We start from the raw sequence: 23,234 nt of genomic DNA, 5'->3' as shown, positions 1-23,234 counted from the left end.
GGGGACGGGGCGGGATCCGGTCGGGCCGGTGATGGTCGGACCACTGTGGTCAGACCAAGGAGCGTACTGTGAGGGCGGTCACCTCGCAAGCGGCTGGCATGATATGGTCTGACCACTACGGCACCCGTGTGCTGCCGCACCGCACGGCGCCCCAGGCGCCCCGTCCGGAACGGAGACCGGCATGAGAATCGCCCTGTTCGCCACGTGCATCGTGGACGCGATGTACCCCAAGGTGGCCCTCGCCACCGTCCGCATCCTCGAGCGGCTCGGCCATGAGGTCGTCTTCCCGCCCGGCCAGGTCTGCTGCTCGCAGATGCACGTCAACAGCGGATACATGGAGGACGCCCTGCCCGTCGTGCGCAACCACGTCCGCACCTTCATGAAGGCCGACTACGACCTCGCCGTCGCCCCCTCCGCCTCCTGCGTGGCCTCGCTCGGCCACCAGCAGCCGGACGTCGCCCGCTCCGGCGGGGACGAGGGTCTGGCCCGCGACGCCGAGGTCGTCGCCTCCCGCACCCTCGAGCTGTCGCAGCTGCTCACGGACGTCCTCGGGGTGACGGACGCCGGGGCCCAGCTCGGCTCCTGGTTCCCGCACACCGTGACCTACCACCCCTCCTGCCACGGCATGCGCCTGCTGCGCCTGGGCTCGCGCCAGGAGGACCTGCTGCGCACCGTCGCGGACATCGACCTGCGCCCGCTGCCGGACGCCGAGGAGTGCTGCGGCTTCGGCGGCACCTTCTCCCTGAAGAACCCGGACGTCTCCGCCGCCATCGCGGAGGAGAAGATCGAGAAGGTCACCGCGTCCGGCGCCTCCCTCTGCACGGGCGGCGACGCGTCCTGCCTGCTCCACCTGGACGGGGCCATGCACCGTCGAGAGGCGCGCGGCCAGGACGGCCGCCCGCTGCGCACCGTGCACCTCGCCGAGATCCTCGCGGCCACCCGGGAGAACCCGCTCGAGGTCGACGGCCCCGTCGAACTGTCCATCCCCGCGTCCGCCGGCGCCCGCCGCGGACCGTCCGCCCGTGTTGAGGAGGCCCGCCGATGAGCACCGCACCCACCCGCGTGCGCCTGGGAATGCCCACCGTCCGCCCCGTCCACGGCGAGGGCGAGATCCTGCTGAACACCCCGTTCCCCGAGTCTGCCCGCGAGCAGCTGGGGAACGGCCAGATGCGCGCCAACATCCGCCGGGCCACGCACACCATCCGTGCCAAGCGTGCCGGCGTCGTCGAGGAGCTGCCGGACTGGCAGGAGCTGCGCGCCGCCGGCTCCGCGCTGAAGCAGTCCGTCATGGCGGACCTGCCCGCGCTCCTGGAGCGGCTCGAGTCCGAGGTCACCGCGCGCGGCGGCGTCGTGCACTGGGCCCGGGACGCGGCCGAGGCCAACCGCATCATCACGGAGCTCGTCACCGCCAAGGGCGTGGACGAGGTGATCAAGGTCAAGTCCATGGCCACCCAGGAGATCGGCCTGGACGCCGCGCTCGAGCATGCCGGCGTGGCCGCCGTCGAGACGGACCTGGCCGAGCTCATCGTCCAGCTCGGCCACGACCGGCCCAGCCACATCCTCGTCCCGGCGATCCATCGCAATCGCCGGGAGATCCGGGACATCTTCCTCCGGGAGATGCCGGAGACGGACGAGAGCCTCACCTCCGAGCCGGCCGACCTGGCCGAGGCCGCACGCCGACACCTGCGCGAGAAGTTCCTGAGCACGAAGGTGGCGATCTCCGGGGCGAACTTCGGCGTCGCCGAGACGGGCACGCTCTCCGTCGTCGAGTCGGAGGGCAACGGCCGCATGTGCCTGACCCTGCCGGAGACGCTGATCACCGTGATGGGCATCGAGAAGCTCGTGCCCACCTTCGAGGACCTCGAGGTGTTCCTGCAGCTGCTGCCGCGCTCGTCCACGGGCGAGCGGATGAACCCGTACACCTCCATGTGGACGGGCGTCACCGAGGGCGACGGTCCCCAGGAGTTCCACCTGGTCCTGCTGGACAACGGCCGCTCCGCGGTGCTGTCCGACCCGAAGGGCCGTTCCGCGCTGCACTGCATCCGCTGCTCGGCGTGCATGAACGTGTGCCCCGTGTACGAGCAGACCGGCGGCCACGCCTACGGCTCGGTCTACCCGGGCCCGATCGGCGCGATCCTCTCCCCGCAGCTCACCGGTGTGGACGCGGGGGAGAACGGCACCCTGCCCTACGCCTCCACGCTGTGCGGGGCGTGCTACGACGTGTGCCCCGTGGCCATCGACATCCCCTCGATCCTCATCCACCTCCGGGACGAGGACGTGCAGGCCACCCACGCCGCCCGGAAGGCCCTGCGCACGGAGAAGGACGCCGCTGCCGGCCCCCTGGCCCGCGCCAAGGCGGCGGTGGAGTCCGTCACGCCCTCGCAGATGGACGTGGCGATGAAGGGCGCCTCCGTGGTGATGTCCTCGGGTCGGCGCATGTCGCTGGCCGAGCGGGGCCTGGGGCTGGGCCGGGTCGCGGCCGGGCCGGACCGGGTGCTCGGCTGGCTGCCGGGCATCGCCGGCGGCTGGACCGACGAGCGCGACGTGCCGGCGCCCCCGCGGGAGTCCTTCCGCAACTGGTGGGCCCGCCACAAGGATGAGACCGAGCACCGAGTCGCCATGGACGGCGTCACCGGGCTGGACCGGCCGGAGGACGAGCACGTCGAGGAGGACGGACGATGAGCGAGGCGAAGGCCGAGATCCTGCGGCGCATCCGCGAGGCGACGGCGGACGGGCCGGTCGCGGACCCGGTGCAGCGCACCTACCGGCGGACCTCCTCCCGGGACCGGGCCGAGGTGGTGGAGATGCTGCGCGATCGGCTGATCGACTACCGCGCCTCCGTGCGGGACGAGACCGAGGAGACGGTGGCCGCGGCCATCGCCGAGCTGCTCGGCCCGGACGCCCGGTACGTGGTGCCGGCCGGTCTGGAGCCTGACTGGCTCCCCGCGGACTCGCGCGGGGCCGGCCGGGAGCGCATCACGGAGCCCGCGGTGGGTCACACGGGGGAGCGGGCCGCGGTCCGCGGCGCCCACGACGGCGAGCGCGAGCCCCTCAACGTGGACGCGCTGAACGAGGTGGACGCGGTGGTGACGTCCTCGACGGTCTCCTGCGCGGAGACCGGGACGATCTTCCTCAGCGGCCGCCCGGACGAGGGCCGCCGGGCGATCACCCTGGTCCCGGACCACCACGTGTGCATCGTGCCGCTGGACTCCGTGGTGGAGCTCTTCCCGGAGGCGCTGGCCCGCGTGGAGGCGACGGCGCCGATCACCATGATCTCCGGGCCCTCGGCCACGAGCGACATCGAGCTCGAGCGTGTCGAAGGCGTGCACGGGCCGCGCCGCCTGGACGTGATCCTGCTCGACCGCGCTCGCTGACGCGGGCGCAGTCGGGCAGGGATCGGGCGGGTCAGACCCCCTTCGACGACGGCGCCGCCGGCGCGGCCCGTCTCGAGGCGGTCCTGACGCTCCCGTACGCCGCTGTACAGGGCGACGAACAGCAGCGCGAGACCGGCGGTCACGAGCATGTGCCCGAGCCCGGCGATGCCCGGGAGGGCGGCCGAGGTCTCGGCGGGGGTCAGGCGGACGACCGTGTCGAGGGCGAGGACCACCAGGGTCACGGTCAGCCCCCGGCGGATGCCTCAGATGATCGAGCGGCCCTCGCGGCGGGCCGCGGCCCAGTCGGCGAAGAAGCCGCGGGCGATCGAGACGAGGACGGCCAGCACGAGGACGGGCCACATCAGGACGTACAGGGTCAGACCGACGGTCATGCGGATGCTCCTTGTGAGTCGGGGGACGGGGGGATCAGGACACGGGGGCCGAGGCGCGCTCGACCTGCGGCAGGTCCTCGGTCGCGGGGTCGAAGTCGCCGGTCACGCGCGCGATCCGGTCGAAGTCGAAGTCCTGGCCGGAGCGGACGGACAGCCCCCAGCAGACGAGGAAGGACACGGCGTAGGCCACGAGCGAGCCCGTGAGGGTGGCGTAGTCCCGCAGGAAGCCGTAGCCGAGGAACAGCATCACGACCGAGGCGATCGCGCCGACCACGACCGCCGGGCGCAGGCCGAAGAAGCCGAAGCACATGATGCACAGCACGACGCCCACGCCGAGGATCGCGAGGGTCTCCACCACGAACGCCCAGGCGCCCTCGATCGGGATCCACTCGAAGCGCACGGGCAGGAACACGGTCAGCGCGGCGAGGACGGACACCGTGAACGCGACGTTGGTGATCCTGCCCCAGTAGAAGGACGCGATCACGGGGAACACGAGGCAGCCCCACAGGGCGCCCACGAAGACCAGCAGGTCGAGGATGTCGAACTTGGCGGTGGCGAAGTACAGGGCCGCCGCCGTCGCCACGATCATGGTGATGCGGCCGATCAGCAGCATGGTCTTCGGGTCGGCGTTCTTGCGGCCGACCGACTGGCCGTAGACGTCCGTCATCACGATCGACGAGAGGGCGGACAGGTCCGAGTCGGCGGTGGAGGACAGCGAGCCGATGATCATCAGGAACGCCAGGGCCACGAGCGCCAGCGGCAGGTGGTCGGCGACCATCTGCGGCAGGAGGTTGTTGACGTCGCCGTCGAGCGGCTCGACGCCCAGGTAGAGCGCCATGACGCCGAGCATGCCGACGCCGATCACGGTGCCGCCGTAGCCGAGGGTGGCCGTGACGAAGGTGGGCTTGATGAGGTCCTCACGCACGGCGAAGAGGCGCTGGGCGATGGTCTGGTTGCCGATCGCGTAGGCCAGCACGGCGGCGATGTACGGCGCCCCCTGGTTCATGAACGCGTCGGAGGAGAAGAAGCTCTGCTGCTGGGCCGTGACGTGGCCCGCCTCGACGCCGGCCTGGAACATGTCCGGGCCGCCGGCGGCGAAGAACACGGCGGGGATGATGATGACGGTCGCGCCGAGCATGGCCATCACCTGGGCGAAGTCGGTGAGCACGGAGGCGCGGAAGCCGGACCACAGGGTGTACAGCAGCACGCCCGCGGCCACGATCAGGATGCCCGCGCCGAAGGACAGCGGGGACAGCAGGGAGATCAGGGCGCCGCCGGCGATGAAGTTGGAGGTCAGGGAGATGACGGAGCCGAGCACGTTGGAGCCGGCCAGCATGAGCTGCGACGAGCGGCCGTGCCGGGCGTACATGACCTCGGCGAGGGTGTGGGCGCGCGGAGCGACCGCGCGGATGCGGCGGCCGAACGGGTAGATGAACAGGATCATCAGGGCGCCTCAGAGGCCGTAGTGGAGGGGGCCGGAGACGCCGTACGTGTAGCCGGCGGTCACGGAGGCGTACATGGAGGCGGCCCAGATCCAGGTGGCCGTCATGGAGGCGGCGGACACGCCGAAGCCGATCTGGTTGCCCGCCGTCATGTAGGCGTCGGCGTTCTCCTTCTTCTTGGAGATGGCCACGGACATGATCATGGTCCCGCCGTAGAACAGCACGACGAGCAGGATCACCCCGATCACGCCGAGCTGGGTCAGGGATGCTGCGTCCTGGGAGGGCGGCATCGAACTTCCTTTCGCGCGAGTGACTACGGACGTCCCGATCTCCCGGCGCGGTCCGGTCCGGGCATGGCTCCGCAGGGCGGAGGGTGGCGTACCGATCACGTCGCGGCCAGGGGCCGGGGAGGTGGAGGGCATCCCGCCGGGTCCCGAGTCCACGAACGGCGAGCTCTCTGCTCAAGCCATCGCGGTCCCTCGGCCCTGGGCGGCGCTGTCAACACCGGCATCCCGGCGGGACGAGCCCGCCCGGATGGGCTGATCCTCACATGGTCGGCGCAGAAATGGCAAAAACATAGAGCCTTTTCAGCGGGGTCGGGATCAGGAGCGCCCGGCACGGAAGCCGGACAGAATGGGCGGATGACCGTTCCCTCCGGCTCCCCGGCCGCCCCCTCCGCCCCCGCTTCCCGACGACGGCGCCGCGCCGTGGCGGCGGCGCTGGTCGTCGCCGTCGTGGTGCAGCTGGTGGTGCTGTACCTGCCGGGCGAGCAGGTGCCGGAGGCCGGGTTCGCCGTGCCGGGGCTGGACAAGGCGATCCACGTGGCCGTGTTCGCGCTGCCCGCGTTCCTCGCCGTGGGGCGGGGGCGGAGCGCGTGGTGGGCCCTGCCGTTCGCGGTGCATGCGCCGGTGAGTGAGCTCGTGCAGCACGCGTGGGTGCCGCTGCGGACGGGGGACCCGGTGGATGTCGTCGCGGACCTGGCGGGGGTGGTGCTCGGCGTGGTCGCCGCGCGCAGCCGCCGGATTGGAGGATCGGGGGCGTCGGGCGTATGATGGTCCGGTGCGCTCCTGCGGGAGGGCATGACCTGGGGCTATAGCTCAGTTGGTAGAGCGTTTCGTTCGCAATGAAAAGGTCAGGGGTTCAATTCCCCTTAGCTCCACGGACCGTCCCGGTCCGCGATCCTCGAGGTCGCGGGCCGGGACTTTCTCGTGACGGGGGCGTGTGCGCCTTCCCCGCCCTCACCCGGGAGGGGGGTCGGCGCTTCCGGGGGGACCCCCCGGGTGTCTACAGTGCCGGGGTACGTCAGCGCGGACGTGATGCGGCCGTCTCACCGCAGGTCAGTCGCGCTTCTGCCGCCCCGCACGGGGCCGTTCGGCCCGGCCCGGGCCGGGAAGGGGACGCCGATGCGCATCAGCGTGCTCACCCACATGCTCCACCCCATTCGTTCGCCCTACGAGGGCGGGCTGGAGATGCACACGGCCATGACCGTGGAGCACCTCGTGCGCCGGGGCCACGACGTCACCGTCTACGCGCGGGAGGGCACCCGGGTGCCGGGCGACGTCGTCGCCGTGCTGCCCGCCGAGGGCGCCGGCCCGGGCCGCGCGGGCGCCCGCGTGCGCGAGGAGGCCGCCCGCCGGGCCTGCGCGTTGATCCTCGATGACGACTCCGACGCCGTCCTGAACAACTCCCTCTCCCCGGCGCCGCTCGAGCTGCTGCGCGCCCGCCCCGTGGTCACCGTCCTGCACACGCCGGCCACGCTGGCGGAGGTGCTGGCTGTCGTCGACGCCCCGGGCTGGACGGCTCCCGACCACCACCGGTGGGCCTCGGTGTCCGCGTCGAACGCGCTGGCCTGGCAGCATCGGCTGCCGCGGGTGGATGTGGTGCCCAACGGGATCGAGCTGCACCAGTGGGTCTCCGACGCCGTCCCCGTGCGCGGCCGCGCCGTGTGGTCGGGCCGGATCACGGCGGAGAAGGGCCTGCACGTGGCGATCGACGCCGCCCGGATCGCGGGCATGGAGCTGCACTTCGCCGGGCCGATCTCGGACGAGGAGTACCACGCCCGCGAGGTCGTGCCGCGGCTCGGCCCGGACACCGTCTACCACGGCCACCTCGACCACCACGCGCTGCCGCACATGCTCGCCACGGGCGAGGTCTTCCTGGCCACGCCCCTGTGGGCCGAGCCGTTCGGGCTCGCCGTGGTGGAGGCCATGGCGCTCGGCGTGCCGGTGGCCGCGCTGCTCAGCGGCGCGATGGGGGAGATCGTCGCCCCGCAGGCCGGCGCGCTGGCCGTGCACCACACGGCGCAGGAGCTCGCGGTCTCGATCCGCCACGCCCGCCGCAAGGACCGGGGACGCGTGCGTGCGTGGGCCTGCCGGTTCAGCGCGGAGACCATGGTGGAGGGCTACGTGGACCTGCTCGAGCAGGCCGCGGAGGACGCCCGTGACCTCGCCGCCGCCGAGGACGCGTACGGGTTCGACCCGCATGGGGTCCCGCGCCCGTCCGCCGATGCGGCGGACCTGGAGTCCCTCTGATGGCCCCGGCCCGCAGACGGGTCCTCTACTACGCCCACCAGCACGGGGCGGGGCACCTGCGGCACGCCGCCGGCCTGGCGTCGACCGGGGCGTTCGACGTGACGGTCGTGACCGCCCACCCGCGGGCGGCCGAACTGCTGCCCGCGGACGTCCCCGTCATCCCGCTGCCCTCGGACCTCGTGCCCGGCCACGAGCAGCCGGCCCGCTCGCCCCTGCACTGGTCCCCTGTGGGGCCCGAGATCCGGGCGCGCTTCGACGCCCTCCACGCGGCGGCGCGGCGGGTGGACCCGGACGTGTGCGTGGTGGACGTGTCCGTGGAGGCCGCCCTGTTCCTGCGCCTGGCGGGCTGGCCCGTGCTGCACCGCCGCATGCACGGCGAGCGCACCGACCCCGCGCACGCCCTCGTCTACGCCGAGGCCGACGGCCTCTTCGCCCACTACGCCGCCGAGCTCGAGGTCCCCGCCTGGCGCGCCGCCCACGTCGGCCGGGTCACCTACCTCGGGGTCGCGGACGTCACCGGCCGGCTCGGCACCCGCGCCACGACGACGTCGTCCGCCGGCGTCGCCCCGCGCGTCGCCGTGATCGCCGGGACGGGCGGCGGCGGGGTGCGGGCCGCGGACCTGGCCCGGGCGGCGTCCGCCGTGCCGGAGGCGACGTGGGAGGTGTACGGCCCGATCGCCGGGGTGGGCGAGCCGGAGGCGCCGGGCGGGCTCGCGGCGGAGGCGATGCCCGCCACCGTGACGCTGCACGGCTGGGTCCAGGCGCCGGCCCGCCGGGCCGCGGACGCCGACGTCGTGGTGGTCTCGGCCGGGCACAACGCCGTGGTGGACGCCGCCCGCTCCGGCCGCCCCGTGGTGCTCGCCCCCGAGCCGCGGCCGTTCGACGAGCAGCGCGTGTTCGTCCGCGAGATCCACCGGGCCGCGGGCGTGCCGTGGTGCGCGTGGGAGGACCCGGACGCCGACTGGGCCGGCGCGGTGTGCGGCGCCCTCGCGGACCCGGCCGCCGCCGACCGGCTCGCGGGCCTGCTGCTCGTGGCGCCGGACGAGTACCGGCGGCGCTGGGAGGCGGCGATCGAGGGCGCCCTGGGCTGAGCCCCGATCGCCCCCGGCGCCTCGCCCCTCAGTACGCGGCGTCGTCGCGGCGGGCGGCCGTCAGCTCCGCCTCCGTGGGGTGACGCAGCAGCTCGAGCCGCTCGCCGGCGGGGTCCCACGCGATCAGCCCCGCGTCCGCGAACGCGCGCAGCCACCCCTCCATGGCCCATCGGCCGTGCACCTGCCGGAAGCGGCGGGCGTTGACCAGGATGTCCTCGAGGTGGTGCAGCGGCGGGGTCATCACGCCGTGGTGCTGGTGGAACGCCTCGGCGGGGCTGAACCGCAGCGTCAGGCCGGCGGCGCGGGCGCGGAAGGCCAGGTCCGTGTCCTCGGCGCCGTAGCCGGTGAAGCCCGCGTCGAAACCGCCGATGCGGGCCAGGTCCGCGCGCCGCAGCGCCAGGATCAGCGTCCACACGAGGTGCCACTCGTCCGAGGGCCCGGCGGTCAGGTGCGCGCGCGCCCGGTGGGGCACGGAGAGGCGGCGCAGCAGGGCGTCGGCGCGGTGCGAGGTCAGGTCCGCCTCCCCGACGTCGCGGGTCCAGCCCGGCCGCAGGTAGCGGGGCCGGCCCATCACCACGGACCCGGGGTGGGCCGCGACCTCGGTGGCCAGCACGCCGACGGTCTCGGCCGCCGGGATGCAGTCCACGTCGAGGAAGACGAGGATCTCGCCGGTGGCGAGCTCGGCCGCGCGGTTGCGGGCCTGCGCCAGCGGCAGGCCGGCCTCGGCGGCCACGTGCCCCACGGTGACGGGCAGGTCCGTGGCCGGGACGCGCCCGTCCGGCTGGCCCATGAACACCACAACGACCTGGTCCGGGCGGCGGTGAGAGCGCTCCAGCCCGGCGATCGCGCGGGCCAGGTGCTCGTCCCGGTGCCCCGTGATGACCAGCACGGACACGCCCGGCAGCGCCCCGCGCGCCCGGGCGAGGGCCTCGCGGTAGACCGCCACGTGGGCGGCCGCCACGCGACGGCGCTGCCGGGCCCGGGCGGCGGGATCGGCGGGGGCCGTGCGCGCGCGGGCGCGCACCAGCGTCTCGAGCGCGTCGGCGAGGGAGTCGGGATCCTCCGGGTCGAACGCGGCGAGCGAGTCGGGGGTCAACCAGGCGCCGGACTGGTCCGCGATGTGCCCGATGTCCGCGACGGCGACCGGCACCCCCAGGTCCCGGCACATCTCGACCCAGCCCGAGTGGGTGCCGATGCGGTACGGCAGCACGGACACGTCCACGTCGCGCAGCAGCGCGTGCAGGGCGGGGTCGTCGAACCGGTCGTGCTGCCACAGCTCGAAGCCGTGGTGGGCGCAGCCCGCGCGCAGCGCGGCCAGGGCGTCCTCGTCCTGCACGGTGTCCTGGACCTCCACGGTCACCCGCGCGTCGAGGCCGCGGTCGGCCAGCGTCGCGACGGCCGCGGCGAGCACCGGCAGCAGCGCCACCGGGGCCACCTGGGCCCGCAGGTCCTTGGCGTGCACCAGCAGGCGGGCGGGGGCGGCCGCGCCGTCGCCGTCGTCGGACGCGTCGGGGGGCAGCAGGCCGGGCTCCGCGCCGGGGGCGTCGTCGTCGCCCTGCGCCACGAGGTCCTCGAGCGGGACGATGTGCGGGTGGGGGACCACGAGGGCGCGCACGCCGTAGTCGCGGGCGAGGGTCGCCGCGGCGCCGGGGGTGAGCGTGAGCACGGCGTCCGCGCGGCCCAGCAGCACGGCCAGGCGGTCCCGGTGGGGGCCCTGGTCCGTCAGGTGCGGGTTCTCGAGGTCGTGCACGGTCACGACGACGGCGCCCCCGTGCGCGTGCTGCGCGTCCAGGGCGGCGGCCAGCTGGGCGGGGCTGAAGTGCTCGAAGCCGAAGTGCACGTGCAGCACGTCCGGGCGGTGCTCGGCCAGCCACTCCGCGTGCAGGGCCCGGGGCGGCCACCACTGGTGCGCGGGCGCGCCCGGCACCGGCGGGTCCGGCAGGAACTCCACGTCCGGCGCGGCGCCCGGGTCGAGGGGGCGGATCGCGCGGGTGTACGGGTGCTGCGCGGGCACGTGCTGGACGGTGATGCTCACGGGGGAGGGCCTCCTGACCTTGGGGGATGCGATGCCGCGCGGGCGGCGTGTCCCCGTCCCGGGTCGGGGGTCGCGGAATCTAGTCTGTCAGGGCAGGATCGGAGAATCGGAGCAGCGGCATCCTGTCCGTTCCGGCGCGCCGCCGCGTCGAGGAGCGCCGCCGCAGGTGAAGGGGATCGTGGACGTGGACTCGCAGCCGCAGGGGCGTGTGCTGTACGTGACCGTGGGCGCGCCGGAGCACGGCGTGGTGCGCCATGGCCGGCAGATCGCCGCCGCCCTCCGGAGGGTGGGCGCCGAGGTGGAGCTGTTCAGGGCGGAGGACGTCGCGGCGTTCCGGGGCCTCGTGCCCCTGCTGGAGGAGGCGCGGGCGCTGGGCGCCGCCGTGCACCTGGACGTCACGGACGCACTGTTCGGCCCCACCGCGACCGCCGCCGCGGACCTGCTCGTCGACGTCCTGCCCGCGGGCACCACGCTCACCCTGCACGACATCCCGCAGCCCGCCGAGGGCGACGGCCGCTACCGCCGCCGCGGCGAGGCGTACGCGCGGCTCGCCCAGGCGGTGGCCGGCGTCGTGGTCTCCTCCCAGCACGAACGGGCGCTGCTGGCGGACCTCGTGGACGTGGCCGCGGACGTGGTCCCGCTGCCCGTGGAGGACCGCCGGGCCGCGGCCGCCCATGCCGAACCGGTGGTGCCGGAGAACATGGCCGGCCTCGACCAGGACCTCGTGCTCTTCGGCTTCGTCTACCCGGGCAAGGGGCACGCCCTCGCCCTGGAGGCCCTCACCGAGCTGCACCGCCAGTGGGGCCCGGACTCCGGGGCGCCGCGCCGGCTGACGGCGCTCGGACCCGTCAGCATCGGGCATGACGGCCTCGTGGCGGAGCTGACCCGCGACGCCGAGGCGCGCGGCCTGGAGTTCCGCGTCACCGGGTTCGTGCCGGACGAGTTCGCGGACGCGGCCCTGCTCTCGGCGGGCATCCCGTTCGCGGCGCACCGCAACGTGTCCGCGTCCGGGTCCCTGGCGGCGTGGACCTCGGTGGGGCGGCGGCCCATCGCCTCCGCCGGCCGCTACACGGAGGAGATGGAGCGCCTGCGCCCGGGCACCCTGCGGCTCGTGCACCCGAACGGGTCGCCGGCCTTCGCGATGGCCGAGGCGATCGCCGAGGCGGTCGAGGACCCCGAGCGCACGTGGCTCGACCCCGCCGTGGACCTCTCGCCCGGGGCCGAGGACTGCGCGCGGATGCTCTTCGACGTGCTCCGCCGCGTGCACAGGTGGACGTGAGCGCCGCCGTCTCCGTGGTGGTGCCCTACTACCGGGCCCAGGCGGACCTCGACCGGCTCATGGCCGCGCTCGCGGCCCAGCGCGGCCCGACCGGCGGGCTGCAGCTCGTGGTGGCCGACGACGGCTCGCCCGTCCCGCCCCGGGTGGACCCGGGCCTGCCGTTCGACGTGGTGACCGTGCGCCAGCAGGACCGCGGGTTCCGCGCCTCGGCGGCCCGGGCGCTCGGGGCGGAGGCGGCCGACGGCGACGTGCTCGCCTTCCTCGACGGGGACATGCTCCCCGAGCCGGGGTACCTCGCCGCGGCCGTGGCGGCGGTGGCCGAGGCGCCCCGGGACGCCGCGGTGGTGGGCCGGCGGCGGCACCTGGCCGAGGCCTGGCTGGAGCGGGCCTGGGCGGAGGGCTGGCGACCCGGGGACGAGGTGCCCGCGGACGCCCGCCTGGCCGAGCCGGCCTGGCTGCGCGAGGGGTACCGCGCCACGGACGACCTGCGCCGCGCCGACTCCACCGGCTACCGGTACGTCATCTCGGCCGTGCTCACGGTGGCGCGCGAGGTCTACGAGGACGCCGGCGGCTTCGACCCCGCCTTCGTGGGCTACGGCGGGGAGGACTGGGAGCTGGCGCACCGGCTGTGGCGCGTGGGGGCGGCCCTGCGCCACGCGCCGGACGCGGTGGCGTGGCAGGCCGGCGCCGACTTCGGCGGACGCGGCGACGCCGCCGAGGCCGACCGGGTGAAGGCCCGCGAGGCGCTCGTGCTGGCCTCCCGCATCCCCGCGACGACGGCCCGCGGCCACGGCCTGTCCCTGGCCGGCCCGCTGCGGGTCGAGGCGCGCGTGCGGGTGCCGGAGGGCACGGACGGCGCGGCGGCGGCCGTGGTGGCGGTGGACGCCGTGCTGTGCGCGGCACCGGGGGCGCGGGTCGGCGTCGTGGGCGGCCTCGACGAGGCGGCGGCGCGGGCGCTCGGCGACCCCCGCGTGCGGCTGCTGGGCGAGCCCAACGGCGGCGCGGCGGCGGCCGAGGACCTGCCGCCGACGCCGGCGCGCGGCGACCTCGACGCCGTGCGGTCGGTGCCGGACTGGTCCGTGGACGTGCGCGTGCCGCTGCGGCCCGCCGCGGCCGGAGCCCGGCCGGACGCGGACGCCGTCGCCGCGTGGCTGCTGCGCCTGGAACGGGCCGGCGTCGAGCGCGTGGCGGTGCTGGGCGAGCCGGGCGAGCGGGCCGAGCGCGCCGTGCTCGCCGTGCTGACGTGCGCGCGGGCGCGGTGGCGGCGCCGGCGGGGCGGGACGGCGCGGGTGTGGCGGGTGCCCGCCTCCCGGCTGGGTTGGGCGCCCGTGGCCGCCGTGCCGGACCTCGAGGCGTGGTGGGGCGGCTGGGGCTGAGCGGGCCGGTGTCCGTGGGGCGGGGCTGGCACAATCGCGGGCAGGACGGAGCACGGGAGGGCCGATGAGCGAGCTGGACGAGCTGGACTTCGCGGCGCTCGCCGCGTTCCTGGCCTGGTGGTTCGGGACGGCGGGCGTCGGCTGGATCCGGCGCGTGGACGGCTGAGGAGAGAGGACGCACGGATGCAGTGGGATGAGGGACGACGCCGGCACTACGGGCACTTCTACGGGCTCGAGGACCTGCCCGAGGGCGACCTGCTGCTGGTGTGGGGCAACTGCCAGGGCGAGTCGTATCGGCGGCTCCTCGGCGGGGAGCCCGGCACACCGCTGCACGGGGCGGACCTGGTGAGCGTCCGCGTGCCGCCCGCCTTCGAGGTCCAGCCGGACGAGGTCGAGCACCTGGAGCGGCTGCTGCCCCGCGTGAAGGCGCTCGTCACCCAGCCGATCCCGCACGACTACCGGGGCATGCCCATCGGCACGGACCAGCTCGTGGCCCGGCTGCCCGAGGACGCCGCCGTGGTGCGGATCCCCGTGGTGTACGACGTCTCGCGCTTCCCCTGGCAGGTCACCCTCCGCAACTGGAAGTTCGCGCCCGGGGCGGCCGAGCGGCCGGGGGAGGACCCGCCCGTCGTGCCGTACCACGATCTGCGCGTGCTGGCTGAGGCGGCGACGGGCCGTCGTCGGGAGGTGGCGCCGGTGGCGATCCGCGAGGCCGCGGCCGCGTCCGTGCAGGCGCTGCGGGCGCGGGAGGAGGCGAAGGGGACGCTGTCCATGGCGGACCTCGTGGCGGCGGAGCGGGGCGTCGGCTTCTACACCGTGAACCACCCGACCAACACGCTGCTGACCCGCGTGGCCGAGCGCGCGGCCGAGCACCTGCCGGGCGACGTCGCCGTCCAGCCCGTGCCCGCCTCCCGCGTGCTCCTCGGCGGGGTGCGCGCGCCCCTCGAGGCGGTCGTGGTGGAGGCCCTCGACCTCGACGCCGAGCCGACCGAGGACTGGACCGTGGCCGATCAGACCGTTCCGGCCGAGCAGCTGCGACAGACCCACCTGGACTGGTACGCGCAGAACCCGCAGGCCGTGGAGGTGGGGCTGCGCAAGTACGCCGAACAGCTGCGGCTGCTGGGCCTCGCGGGCTAGCGCCGGCCCCGGCCCCCAGTGGAGGATGGGCGGCACGTCCCGTCTGCCGCGGAGCACGTCTGCGGGGGCGGTCGTACCGTTTCCTTGACCCGCCACCCCACGGAGGACCACGTGACCGAGCAGTACGACATCCTGATCGTCGGCGGCGGCAACGCCGGCGTGTCCTTGGCCGCCGCACTGCGGCGGAAGCGGCAGGGTCGGGTCGCCATCGCCGACGGCCAACAGCTGCACCGCTACCGGCCGATGCTGAACTACGCGGCGGGCGGGCAGGCGGACATGGCCCGGTTCGAACGGCCGATGCGGGCCGTCATCCCGGACGGGGTCGAATGGATCCCGGACCACGTCGTGGCCGTGGACGCCGAGGAACGGACCGCGGTGACGAGCACCGGGCTGACCGTGGGCTTCCGCCACCTGGTGCTCTGCCCGGGGCTGACCCCGTGGTGGGGTGCGATCGACGGGCTGCGTGAGGCCTACGCCGCCGGATGGGCGGCGAGTGCGCACGTGCCCGAGCACGTGGACGCCGCCCGGGCGCTGCTGTCGCGTGTGGCCGCGGGGGACCGTGTGGTGGCGAATGTGCCGGCTGAGCCCTCCTCGTGCGGCGGCACCGTGCTCAAGGCGCTGTTCCTGGCCTGCGCGGCGTGGGAGCGCACGGGGATCCTGCCGGACGTGGATGTCCACCTGGTGACCCCCTACGGCCGGATCCTGGACCGGCAGACCATCGACCCCGCTCTGGCCGAGGCCATGGCGACGTACGGCATCCATGTGCACGCCGGCGCAGAGGTGAACGCCGTGGACCACGAGGCCCGCGAGGTGGTGCTCAACACCGGTGAGCGGATCACCGACGTCGCGGCCGCGTACATCACGCCCGTGGTGCGGGCCCCGGAGTTCATCGCCGAGGCAGGCCTGGCGGACGACGGCGAGGCTGGCCTGGCGGCCGTGGATCCCGCGACCCTGCGGCATCCCGTGCACCCGCACGTGTGGGCGCTGGGCGACGCCGCCGCCCTGGGCACACGGCCCTCCGGCGGTGCCCTGCGCCGGCAGGTCAAGATCCTGGCCCAGAACATCCAGGCCGCGGACGCGGGGAAGCCGCTCCAGAAGTACGACGGCTACACCGTGATCCCCGTGATGGTCAGCCGGGACGAGCTGGTCCTGGACGAGCACGTCCGCGACGGCTCCGAGGACCGGTCGATCCCCGGCGTGGACCTGACGAAGCCGCGGAAGAGCACGGCGGCCTTCGACCGCTTCGGCCAGCCCCGGATCTACTGGCACCGACTGCTCAAGGGCAAGGTCTGAGCCCAGCGTTCTCGCTGCCGCGACACGTGCGGCGGACGTGCTGTCCCTCGCGGGGCGCCCCCGCCCGATCCGGATGACGGCGCCGGCCCGCCGAGCGTTTTCGTTCGGGAAACGGCGGCGTGTCGCATTGCTGTCGTTCGGGAAGCGGCGCCCTGCCGACGAGGTCGGCCTCAGTCGTCGCGGCCCCGCACCGGGCGCTCCTCGAGCGTGGTCTGCACGACCCGCCCGCGCTCCCAGCTGTTCGCGCCCGGCACCACGTCCGGGACCGGGATGTCCGCGCGGTTGCGCCGCTTGGCCGCGGTGTCCACGCCCACGCGCTCGTCGCGGGCGCGCAGGAGGGCCTCGTCCACCTGGCCGTCGCCGGTGAGGCCCATCATCAGCTGGGGGATGCCGTACGGGAAGTCGTCCCGGTCGTACTGCCAGGTGTGGAACGTCTTCCCATAGGTGTGGATGAGGTCTTCGAAGTAACTGTGTTCGGCCAGCTCGGGCACCCCGGGGGCGGTGAGGGCGCCGGAGCTCACCTCGTAGTGGTGGCTGTGCCACAGGCGCCGCTCCTCGTCGGGGAGGCTGCGGAACCGCTCCTCGCTGATGATGTACTCGATGCCGATCAGCCGTGCGTCCGGCGCGTTGCGGTCGAAGATCACGCACTGGTGCAGGTCGTGGCGCAGGTGGATGCAGAAGTGGCTGGCTTCGACCTGTCGGCCGAGGTCGTCGGCGTAGAAGTGCAGTCCGTTGAGATAGGTGCTCATCGCGCCCATGGGGTACTTCGGCTGGACCAGGCCGGATGCCGCGTCCAGGAGGCGGTGCTTGAGCGGGTGGCCCTTCCCCACGGCGCCCATGAGGGCGATCTTGCGGGCTGCGGTGACAGCGGCCGCGGTGCCCAGTCCGGCGGCGAATCCGAGGGCGGTGGAGGACAGGCGATGGGTGCTCATGGCCCCACGCTAGGAGTGCGGGGCGGACTCGGCCAGGGTGGTGGAGCTGCCGGGTCTGCTCAGGAGGCGGGGACGGCGGATCGTCTGCGCATCTGACCCTTCTGAGTGGGCGCGTGGTCGCCAGAAGGGCCAGAGATGCAGAAGATTCCGGGCGGCCGGCGGGCACGACGTCGGTCCATACGGCACACGACAATGCGCAAAATGTCTTTGCGCTAATCACCTATGGACTAAGGCTCACCCCTCTTGTGCTCTTCGCGGGCCGGAGTAATCTCGATTCCAGCAGCGCCGCCCCATCCCGGGGCGGGCCCGAACCGGGAGGATCACGCCATGACCACCGCCGTCCGCACCTGCGCCGCCAGCGCCTGCGCCTTCAACGCCGAGACGTCCTGCAACGCCCTGGCTATCACCGTCGCCGGCTCCGACCGCACGCCCGGCTGCGGCACCTTCGTCCAGCTGGATGTCCGCCGCCCGGTGACCGAGAGCACCTCGACCGTCGGTGCGTGCCACCGCCTCGAGTGCACGTACAACGCCGACCTCGCCTGCACCGCCGAGGGCATCGAGGTCACGGACGTGGCCACCTGCGCCACCTACACGATCGACTGACGCCGCCCTCAGGGGTGGGCGACTCGCGCCGGGATCGCGTCCAGCAGTCGCCGCCAGGCGTGCCGCGGGCTGTGGTCGAGCCGGCCTGCACCGGGCAGGGCCACGTGCACCGCGGTGCTCTCGCCGTCGCGGACGCGGAGCAGGGTCACCCCGGCTTCGTCCGCGTCGAGGGCGTGGGCGGGGGACTCGGGCAGGGGTGCGGTGTCGACCTGCAACGGGGTGCTCTCGCCCGGCAGCAGGCCCAGGGCGACGGCGTCGGCCAGGTCTGCGAGCACCTCGGGGGCGGTGCCCAGCACGTCGTCCGCAAGGTCTGCGAGCTCGGTCTGGTCGATGAGCCCGCGCGACGTGAGCGGCAGGGTGTGGCGGCAGAACACGGCGACGCCGTCGACGTCGTGCAACAGGATCCGCTGGGTCTCGACGACGCCCACGCGCACCCGCGGGCCGACGTCGGCCACGAGGTCCGCGACGCGACCGCGCAGCCCCAGCTCCGCGACCTCGGCCGAGTCCCGGCACCAGCGCAGGGTGCCGAGCAGATGCACGGATGCCAGGCGGGTGGGGAGCGTGAGGTCCAGGGCGTCCCGCAGGACGTCCACGCGCACGTCCAGCGGCGCGGGCGTGTGGAACGCGCCGAGCGAACCGAGGAGGTTGGGGACGTAGGCGACCACGAGGCGGCCGTCCGCGCTCACGCCGTGGACGGCCGTCGTGAGCGTCTCGCCGGCGCGGAAGGCCGTGACCTCGACGGAGCCCTCGCCACGGAGCAGCCGCTGGGCCAGCAGCAGACGACGGGGCGCCACGGGCGGCAGCGGATGGGCGGGGTGCGTGGAGGCGTGGGCCATGGGAGTCCTTCCGGCGGGGGTCCGAGAACCAGTAAGGCACACCTCAGTGAGATACGCAAGGCGAGTGTTGTGTATTTATCGGGTGCGGGGCGGTGGGGGTGTGTGGTGCTGGGCTACGGTGACGGGACTCACATGCCGTCGTCGAGGGAGCCAGCCGATCATGACCTTCCGCCCCACGCGACTCAACTTGAAGGGGGCGGCTCAGTGGGTGCGCCGGACGTGCGAACTCCTGATGCTTTCGTTCGGGAAACGGCGCTCCCCAGCGCACTGTTGTTCAGAGAACGGCGCTGAGGACCGGGTCGCGTGGACGCGGTCGCGAGCCCCAGGCCCCCAGCATGTACTCCAGCTGCCGGGGCTCTCGCTCGACGATGCCCAGGTTGAACCCGTCGCAGGGCAGCGCGGTCACTGATCCTGGCCCGTAGGTTCCGCTGCAAGGACACCGATGATGGTCGCGTCTCTGATGTGCCGGATGTCGTCGCCGTCCGTCGATGACTCGGTGATCCAGGTCTTGTGCGCTTGGGAGATGGCGTCGGCGTAGTTGCGGGCCTGGCGAGCGTTGGCGCGGGACTCCGGCGGCAGTGCGGCGTGTCCCTGCGCGACGGCGGACCGGAGCACGGTCTCGTCAAACGACCAGGTCCGACGCAGGGTGCGCACCACGATCTCCGCGATGTCGTCGGGGCTGTAGTCCGGGAACTCGATATTGTGCGGTACTCGGGATGCCAACCCCGGGTTGAGGGAGAGGAACTGCGCCATGCGGTCGGTGTACCCCGCGAAGATCGCGATGAAGGAATGACGATCGTCCTCCAGGCGTGTTATGAGGGTCTCCACGGCGACTTTGCCGAAGTCGTTCGAGCTGTCCGGCATGTCCAGCTGATAGGCCTCATCCACGAACAGCACACCACCGCGTGCCTCGTCCAGAAGGAGACCGGTGCGTTCTTCGGTGTGACCGATGTAGCGGCCGACCATTCGCTCCCGACTGGCTTCGACCACCTGGGGAGTAGACAGGATGCCGAGGCGATGGAAGAGCTTCCCGACCAGGCGGGCGACGGTCGTCTTGCCGGTTCCCGGGCTGCCGGCGAACACCATGTGATACGTGGGGCGCGGCAGGTCGACGCCGGCGTCGCGCAAGCGCTCGTCCGCCTCTGCTTGGGCCACCAGCCCGCGCACCCAGGCCTTGACGGTCTCGAGCCCAACCATCTCGTCCAGCTCCACCAGTAGGTGGTCGACGCCGGTGTCGTCTTCCGTAGATCGGCCCAGCAGAGCATGAAGGTCCGCTGGGTCGACTTGGGTGAGCCGTTCGTCTTCGACCCCCACCATGTCCTCGGCCGCTCCCGACTCGGCCATGACGCGATGGGCCATGTGCCGGACGAGTCTGTCGTTGAGATTACGGACCCAGCGGCCGTTGCTGCGATCCCCCGAGGACCGGTGCGCCTCCGCCACGGTGCGCCGGTAGGCGTCGGGATCCACGGTGAAGCCGTCGTCCGCCAGGGCGGCGAGGCCCATCTGGACGAGCTCGGCTGTGCTGTAGTCCTCGAAGTCGAAGCGCAAGGGCACACGCGAGCGCAGCCCCGGGTTGGCCTTGAAGAATGCGTGCATCTGCTCCGGATAGCCCGCGAGGATCACCATGAACTCGTCTCGGTGGTTCTCCATGAAGGCCAGCAGGGTTGCGATCGCCTCACGGCCAAAGTCCTGGGGCCCTCCTTCCGCGAGTGTGTAGGCCTCGTCGATGAAGAGGATGCCGCCCAAAGCGGACTCCAGGATCCTCCGGGTCTTCGGTCCAGTGCCGCCGATGTGCTCAGAGACCAGGTCCTCACGGGTGACCTCGACGAAGACGTCCGAGGACAGCACACCTGCCTGATGTAGTGCGCGGCCCAGCAGCCGGGCCACCGTGGTCTTGCCGGTGCCGGGGTTGCCGAGGAACTGGCTGTGCAGGGTCTGCCGCCGGACGGCGAAGCCGCGCTGTCGGCGTGCCTCGGCGAACCGGACCTCCGCGATGAACGTCTGCACCTGGTTCTTGACGTCGGCCAGCCCGGTGAGGGCGCTCAGCTGAGCCATGGGGTCGCAGTTAGTGTCCGCCAGATCTGCCCCGTCGTGGCCACGCCCGGCGGAGGGTTCCCTGTCACCTGTGCTGTTCTCGCCTGGGTGCTCGACCAGGGTGGCATCCGCCGTGGCTGTCTGTGAGGGCTCCTCCGCCGTGGCGATGGCATCTTCGGGAATGCTGTGCAACGCCGTGTCGGTGGTGATGAGGTGAAGCGCGTGGGGTGCTGAGCTCACGTGGGCGATCTGAAGGGAGCCGGCGACGAACACCTCGCACGGTTCCTCGACGCACAGATCCGCGATGGTGCCGCGGCCGCCTTCCTCGACGGCGAGGGCGCGCAGGTGCGGGGTGGTCGGGGGGATACGGAGGGTGCCGAGGCTCAGGGCTTCACCGGATCCCAAGACATAGAGCTGGTTCGCCGTGCAATCGGTCAGGGTGGCGCGTGCGGAGGACTCAAGACGAACGATGCCGAAGGTGGAGTCCTCGGCCACGATCACGCCGCCCTGCGTGCCCAGCACGTCGGCAAGGTAGGACGTGGGTTCGGAGACGACCCGCACCTCGTTGAGTGTGAGCCGCCCACCGGAGGAGCACAGTGGAGAGAATACTTCCGCTTTGGTGGGGTCCACCAGGACACCAGTGAGCGTGGCGTTGCCGCCGGCGTGCACATTCACGGCGTTCCCGGTAGACGGTGTCACAAGTAGCATGTTCTCGAGGCGGACGTTGGCACCGTTCGGGATGCCGACAGCGCCGTGGAGGCGGATGCGGTCAGCGCGCCCCGTGCCGCGGATGTGGCAGTTCAGCATGATCGCAGGATCAGGGAGGTGGAAGTCCCCCTCCTCGAGCACCAGCGTGTCACCGGGGCGGAGCTGGTCCTGGACGGTTGTGAAGTCTGCGCCCTGGGCGGCCGTCCACATCACCGCCCGGGGCTTGGCTTCCTCCTGGCGGCGGGCCTCCGCCTGAGCTTCAGCGGCCGCCTGGCGTGCGGCTTCGCCTGTGGCAGCAGCCTCAGCAGCCGCTTCCTCGGCACGACGGCGGGCTGCCGCCTCCTCGCGCTGTCGACGTTCCGCGACCTCCTGTTCCGCCTTCTGCCGATCGATGTCGGTCACGCGCACAGTGTCCGGCGGTATCTGGACGTGCGACCCGCCTGAGGTCATCACGTGCACGTCGACATCGCTTGACGTGGAGACCTCGGCGACATCTAGAGCGCTGTCCTCGAGGGACAGCTCGAGGTACGTGATATCGGTGGTGAGCCGCTCGGCCTTCAGCACACTGAAGGCGGTCAAGACGAGCCCGCGCATGCCTTCTGCCGGGGCCAGGCACAGGGTGCCGCGGGCGTGGACCTTGCTGGCAGCGGAGAGATGGAAGGCCCCGTGGGTGGAATCAACGGTGGTCACTGTTGAAGCCACGGCGTTGACGGTGCCGGTGGTGGAGTCTTCGAAGGTCGCGGTGCCCTGTCCCTCCACGTAGAGGGCACAGCCCCCGGGACCCTGGTCGAGGGTCGAACGACGCACCGTCACCGCGCCACCCTCCGAGTACACGGCGGGAAACTGGCCGGTGGGCTCAGGCTGGATGGCGGTGTAGAGGAAGACGGCGGAGGCTGTGGGGCCGTGCAGACGTACGGCGTTGTGGAAGTGCGGCGCCTGCAGCGTCAGATTCTCTACGGAGATTTGGCCGTGCACATCCAGCTGGGTCACGAGGATGACGTCCTCGGGGCGAGATCCGGCCCCGATGATCCGTAGGTTTCCGACCGGAATGCTCTCGAACTCCGCGTAGGTTCCGGGGGTGAGCGCGATCGTCGCTCCGGGGGAGGCCTTGTCCAGCGCCTGCTGGAAGGTGAGACCGAAGAGTCCGTCATGGACGCGCAGAATGGACACCGGCACTCCTCGGATCTCAGGCGATGGATTCTCGGCTCAGCATAGCCGCTGGCTGGGCTGTGAAACCGGTATCAGTAGGGGAACCCGCGCAGCTGCAGGGCGGGGGGTTCTCTCCATCAGTGACCCCGGGTCTCAGCGTCCCGCCCGCCAGATCTTCGCCATCTTCTCTGCCGCAGCCGGGTCCACCGCGGTTCCCAGCAGTTGTCCTTGCACGGTGGGGGCGAGTCGTCGTTCGCGGTGGAAGAGTTCGGAGTGGTTGATATCGGGCACCCCGCGGTTCCACAAGTGAAGTTTGGACTCGTAGGTGAAGCTTCCCCTCGTCGATGCGAGCCGTTGCGGATCGGTAACCCAGGCGTACTTGGATGAGTCGTTCAATTGATGGTCGACGGCACGTGTGACGGCGGCTGCGACCCAGTCGGCGAACTGCACGTTGGAGCTCAGCGAGCTGTCCACGTGCATGGGCGGTTCCACGATGCATCGCATCTCTGGGAAGTCGCCGGCTCGGCTGAAGATGTGCGCGTACATCGATGCGACGCGCTCCACCCGCGTCTTCTCGTTGATCTGGTCGATGATCACCATCAGGTTCTGACCGTGGAGGTGAGCGTGGCGGGCCAGACGGTTCAGAGTCTCTCGCATGGCGTCGGCTTCGCGTTTCTCGACGTCGAGGCCGATCTGCTTGGGCGTCCCACGCTGCTTCTCGTCGGCGTAGTAGAACAGCTTGCCGCCGTGGTCGACGACGACGGACCGCACGAGCGCATCGAACACGCGGAGCTGCTGCGGAAAGCGCGCGGGGGTATCCGGCCGGAACAGATGGGCGTGTCAGATGGTCTGTGTAAGCCGTACCGAGAGGAACGGTAAGAATCATGACCATGACCGACGAGAAGAACCCAGGCGAGCCCTCGGGCCAGGACCTGGTCGAGCAGCTGAAAGCCTCAGGGCAGCTTGATGCCCTGTTCGCGCAGATCGACGCGGGCGGCGTCGAGCTCACCGGTGACGGCGGG

Annotated in this window: 17 protein-coding genes, 1 tRNA gene and 1 pseudogene; 12 read left to right on the top strand and 7 right to left on the bottom strand. The window is 72.7% G+C overall.

The window, feature by feature from the left end; all coding sequences use genetic code 11:
• The first annotated feature begins 181 nt into the window (after positions 1–181).
• From FLM69_RS03230 to FLM69_RS03220, 3 genes are read left to right on the top strand one after another with little or no spacing between them, the layout of a single operon-like run.
• A complete protein-coding gene (locus FLM69_RS03230; RefSeq protein WP_036339657.1) occupies positions 182–1,045 on the top strand; it encodes a (Fe-S)-binding protein in 864 nt (287 codons plus the stop codon).
• Positions 1,042–2,682, top strand: a complete 1,641-nt coding sequence (locus FLM69_RS03225) for a LutB/LldF family L-lactate oxidation iron-sulfur protein (protein WP_141843007.1) — start codon at positions 1,042–1,044, stop codon at positions 2,680–2,682. Before FLM69_RS03230 ends, FLM69_RS03225 begins: the two co-directional genes overlap by 4 nt.
• Positions 2,679–3,374, top strand: a complete 696-nt coding sequence (locus FLM69_RS03220) for an LUD domain-containing protein (protein ID WP_041102625.1) — start codon at positions 2,679–2,681, stop codon at positions 3,372–3,374. Before FLM69_RS03225 ends, FLM69_RS03220 begins: the two co-directional genes overlap by 4 nt.
• 263 nt (positions 3,375–3,637) lie before the next feature.
• On the opposite strand, the gene FLM69_RS11430 is transcribed toward FLM69_RS03220, so the two are convergent.
• Together FLM69_RS11430 and FLM69_RS03215 are read right to left on the bottom strand one after the other, a co-directional pair.
• A complete protein-coding gene (locus FLM69_RS11430) occupies positions 3,638–3,766 on the bottom strand; it encodes a putative transporter small subunit (RefSeq protein WP_210411798.1) in 129 nt (42 codons plus the stop codon).
• 34 nt (positions 3,767–3,800) lie between these two features.
• A pseudogene (locus FLM69_RS03215) lies at positions 3,801–5,498 on the bottom strand (sodium:solute symporter family protein).
• A gap of 351 nt (positions 5,499–5,849) precedes the next feature.
• On the opposite strand from FLM69_RS03215, the gene FLM69_RS03210 reads away from it, so the two are divergent.
• From FLM69_RS03210 to FLM69_RS03195, 4 genes are all read left to right on the top strand, one after another.
• Positions 5,850–6,260 carry a VanZ family protein gene (locus tag FLM69_RS03210; protein WP_043278591.1) on the top strand — a complete coding sequence of 137 codons (411 nt, stop codon included), beginning with the start codon at positions 5,850–5,852 and terminating at the stop codon, positions 6,258–6,260.
• 34 nt (positions 6,261–6,294) lie between these two features.
• Positions 6,295–6,367 (top strand) — tRNA-Ala (locus tag FLM69_RS03205).
• Between the two features lie 244 nt (positions 6,368–6,611).
• Positions 6,612–7,739 carry a glycosyltransferase gene (locus tag FLM69_RS03200; protein ID WP_078026228.1) on the top strand — a complete coding sequence of 376 codons (1,128 nt, stop codon included), beginning with the start codon at positions 6,612–6,614 and terminating at the stop codon, positions 7,737–7,739.
• Complete coding sequence (locus FLM69_RS03195; RefSeq protein ID WP_141843005.1) at positions 7,739–8,830, top strand: glycosyl transferase; 1,092 nt, start codon at positions 7,739–7,741, stop codon at positions 8,828–8,830. Before FLM69_RS03200 ends, FLM69_RS03195 begins: the two co-directional genes overlap by 1 nt.
• A 28-nt stretch (positions 8,831–8,858) precedes the next feature.
• Here FLM69_RS03195 and FLM69_RS03190 read toward each other — a convergent pair whose 3' ends face one another.
• On the bottom strand, positions 8,859–10,865 hold the full coding sequence (locus tag FLM69_RS03190; protein WP_141843003.1) for a glycosyltransferase: 2,007 nt from the start codon (positions 10,863–10,865) through the stop codon (positions 8,859–8,861).
• A gap of 166 nt (positions 10,866–11,031) precedes the next feature.
• Between FLM69_RS03190 and FLM69_RS03185 the strand changes: the two genes are divergently transcribed.
• From FLM69_RS03185 to FLM69_RS03170, 4 genes are all read left to right on the top strand, one after another.
• Positions 11,032–12,144: a glycosyltransferase family 4 protein gene (locus FLM69_RS03185; RefSeq protein WP_141843001.1), complete on the top strand. Its 1,113-nt coding sequence runs from the start codon at positions 11,032–11,034 to the stop codon at positions 12,142–12,144.
• Positions 12,141–13,520 (top strand): glycosyltransferase, encoded by a 1,380-nt coding sequence (locus FLM69_RS03180; RefSeq protein WP_255502678.1) that lies wholly within the window; start codon positions 12,141–12,143, stop codon positions 13,518–13,520. The genes FLM69_RS03185 and FLM69_RS03180 overlap by 4 nt, the downstream gene beginning before the upstream one ends.
• Positions 13,521–13,703: 183 nt before the next feature.
• Entirely contained in the window at positions 13,704–14,657 is a 954-nt protein-coding gene (locus tag FLM69_RS03175) for a WcbI family polysaccharide biosynthesis putative acetyltransferase (RefSeq protein ID WP_141842997.1), read from the top strand.
• 111 nt (positions 14,658–14,768) lie between these two features.
• The gene (locus FLM69_RS03170; protein ID WP_036383213.1) at positions 14,769–15,950 is read left to right on the top strand and encodes an NAD(P)/FAD-dependent oxidoreductase; all 1,182 of its coding nucleotides are present in this window, start codon (positions 14,769–14,771) and stop codon (positions 15,948–15,950) included.
• A gap of 170 nt (positions 15,951–16,120) precedes the next feature.
• On the opposite strand, the gene FLM69_RS03165 is transcribed toward FLM69_RS03170, so the two are convergent.
• Positions 16,121–16,882 carry an OBAP family protein gene (locus FLM69_RS03165; RefSeq protein ID WP_036383211.1) on the bottom strand — a complete coding sequence of 254 codons (762 nt, stop codon included), beginning with the start codon at positions 16,880–16,882 and terminating at the stop codon, positions 16,121–16,123.
• 327 nt (positions 16,883–17,209) lie between these two features.
• Here FLM69_RS03165 and FLM69_RS03160 point away from each other — a divergent pair, with 327 nt between their 5' ends.
• Positions 17,210–17,485 carry a DUF1540 domain-containing protein gene (locus tag FLM69_RS03160; RefSeq protein WP_036383209.1) on the top strand — a complete coding sequence of 92 codons (276 nt, stop codon included), beginning with the start codon at positions 17,210–17,212 and terminating at the stop codon, positions 17,483–17,485.
• A gap of 8 nt (positions 17,486–17,493) precedes the next feature.
• Here the strand turns inward: FLM69_RS03160 and FLM69_RS03155 are convergent, their stop codons facing one another.
• The 3 genes from FLM69_RS03155 to FLM69_RS03145 form a co-directional block, all read right to left on the bottom strand.
• Positions 17,494–18,321, bottom strand: a complete 828-nt coding sequence (locus FLM69_RS03155; RefSeq protein ID WP_036383207.1) for a PilZ domain-containing protein — start codon at positions 18,319–18,321, stop codon at positions 17,494–17,496.
• A gap of 402 nt (positions 18,322–18,723) precedes the next feature.
• Complete coding sequence (locus tag FLM69_RS03150; RefSeq protein ID WP_141842995.1) at positions 18,724–22,233, bottom strand: AAA family ATPase; 3,510 nt, start codon at positions 22,231–22,233, stop codon at positions 18,724–18,726.
• Between the two features lie 132 nt (positions 22,234–22,365).
• Positions 22,366–22,998, bottom strand: a complete 633-nt coding sequence (locus FLM69_RS03145) for a DUF3800 domain-containing protein (RefSeq protein ID WP_052007043.1) — start codon at positions 22,996–22,998, stop codon at positions 22,366–22,368.
• Positions 22,999–23,234 lie beyond the last annotated feature (236 nt).

Origin of the sequence: Micrococcus sp. R8502A1, from assembly GCF_006704135.1 — a bacterium.
GTDB lineage: Bacteria > Actinomycetota > Actinomycetes > Actinomycetales > Micrococcaceae > Micrococcus > Micrococcus luteus.
Note: the sequence above shows the minus strand (reverse complement) of the source record. Positions and strands in the feature narration are given on the sequence as shown.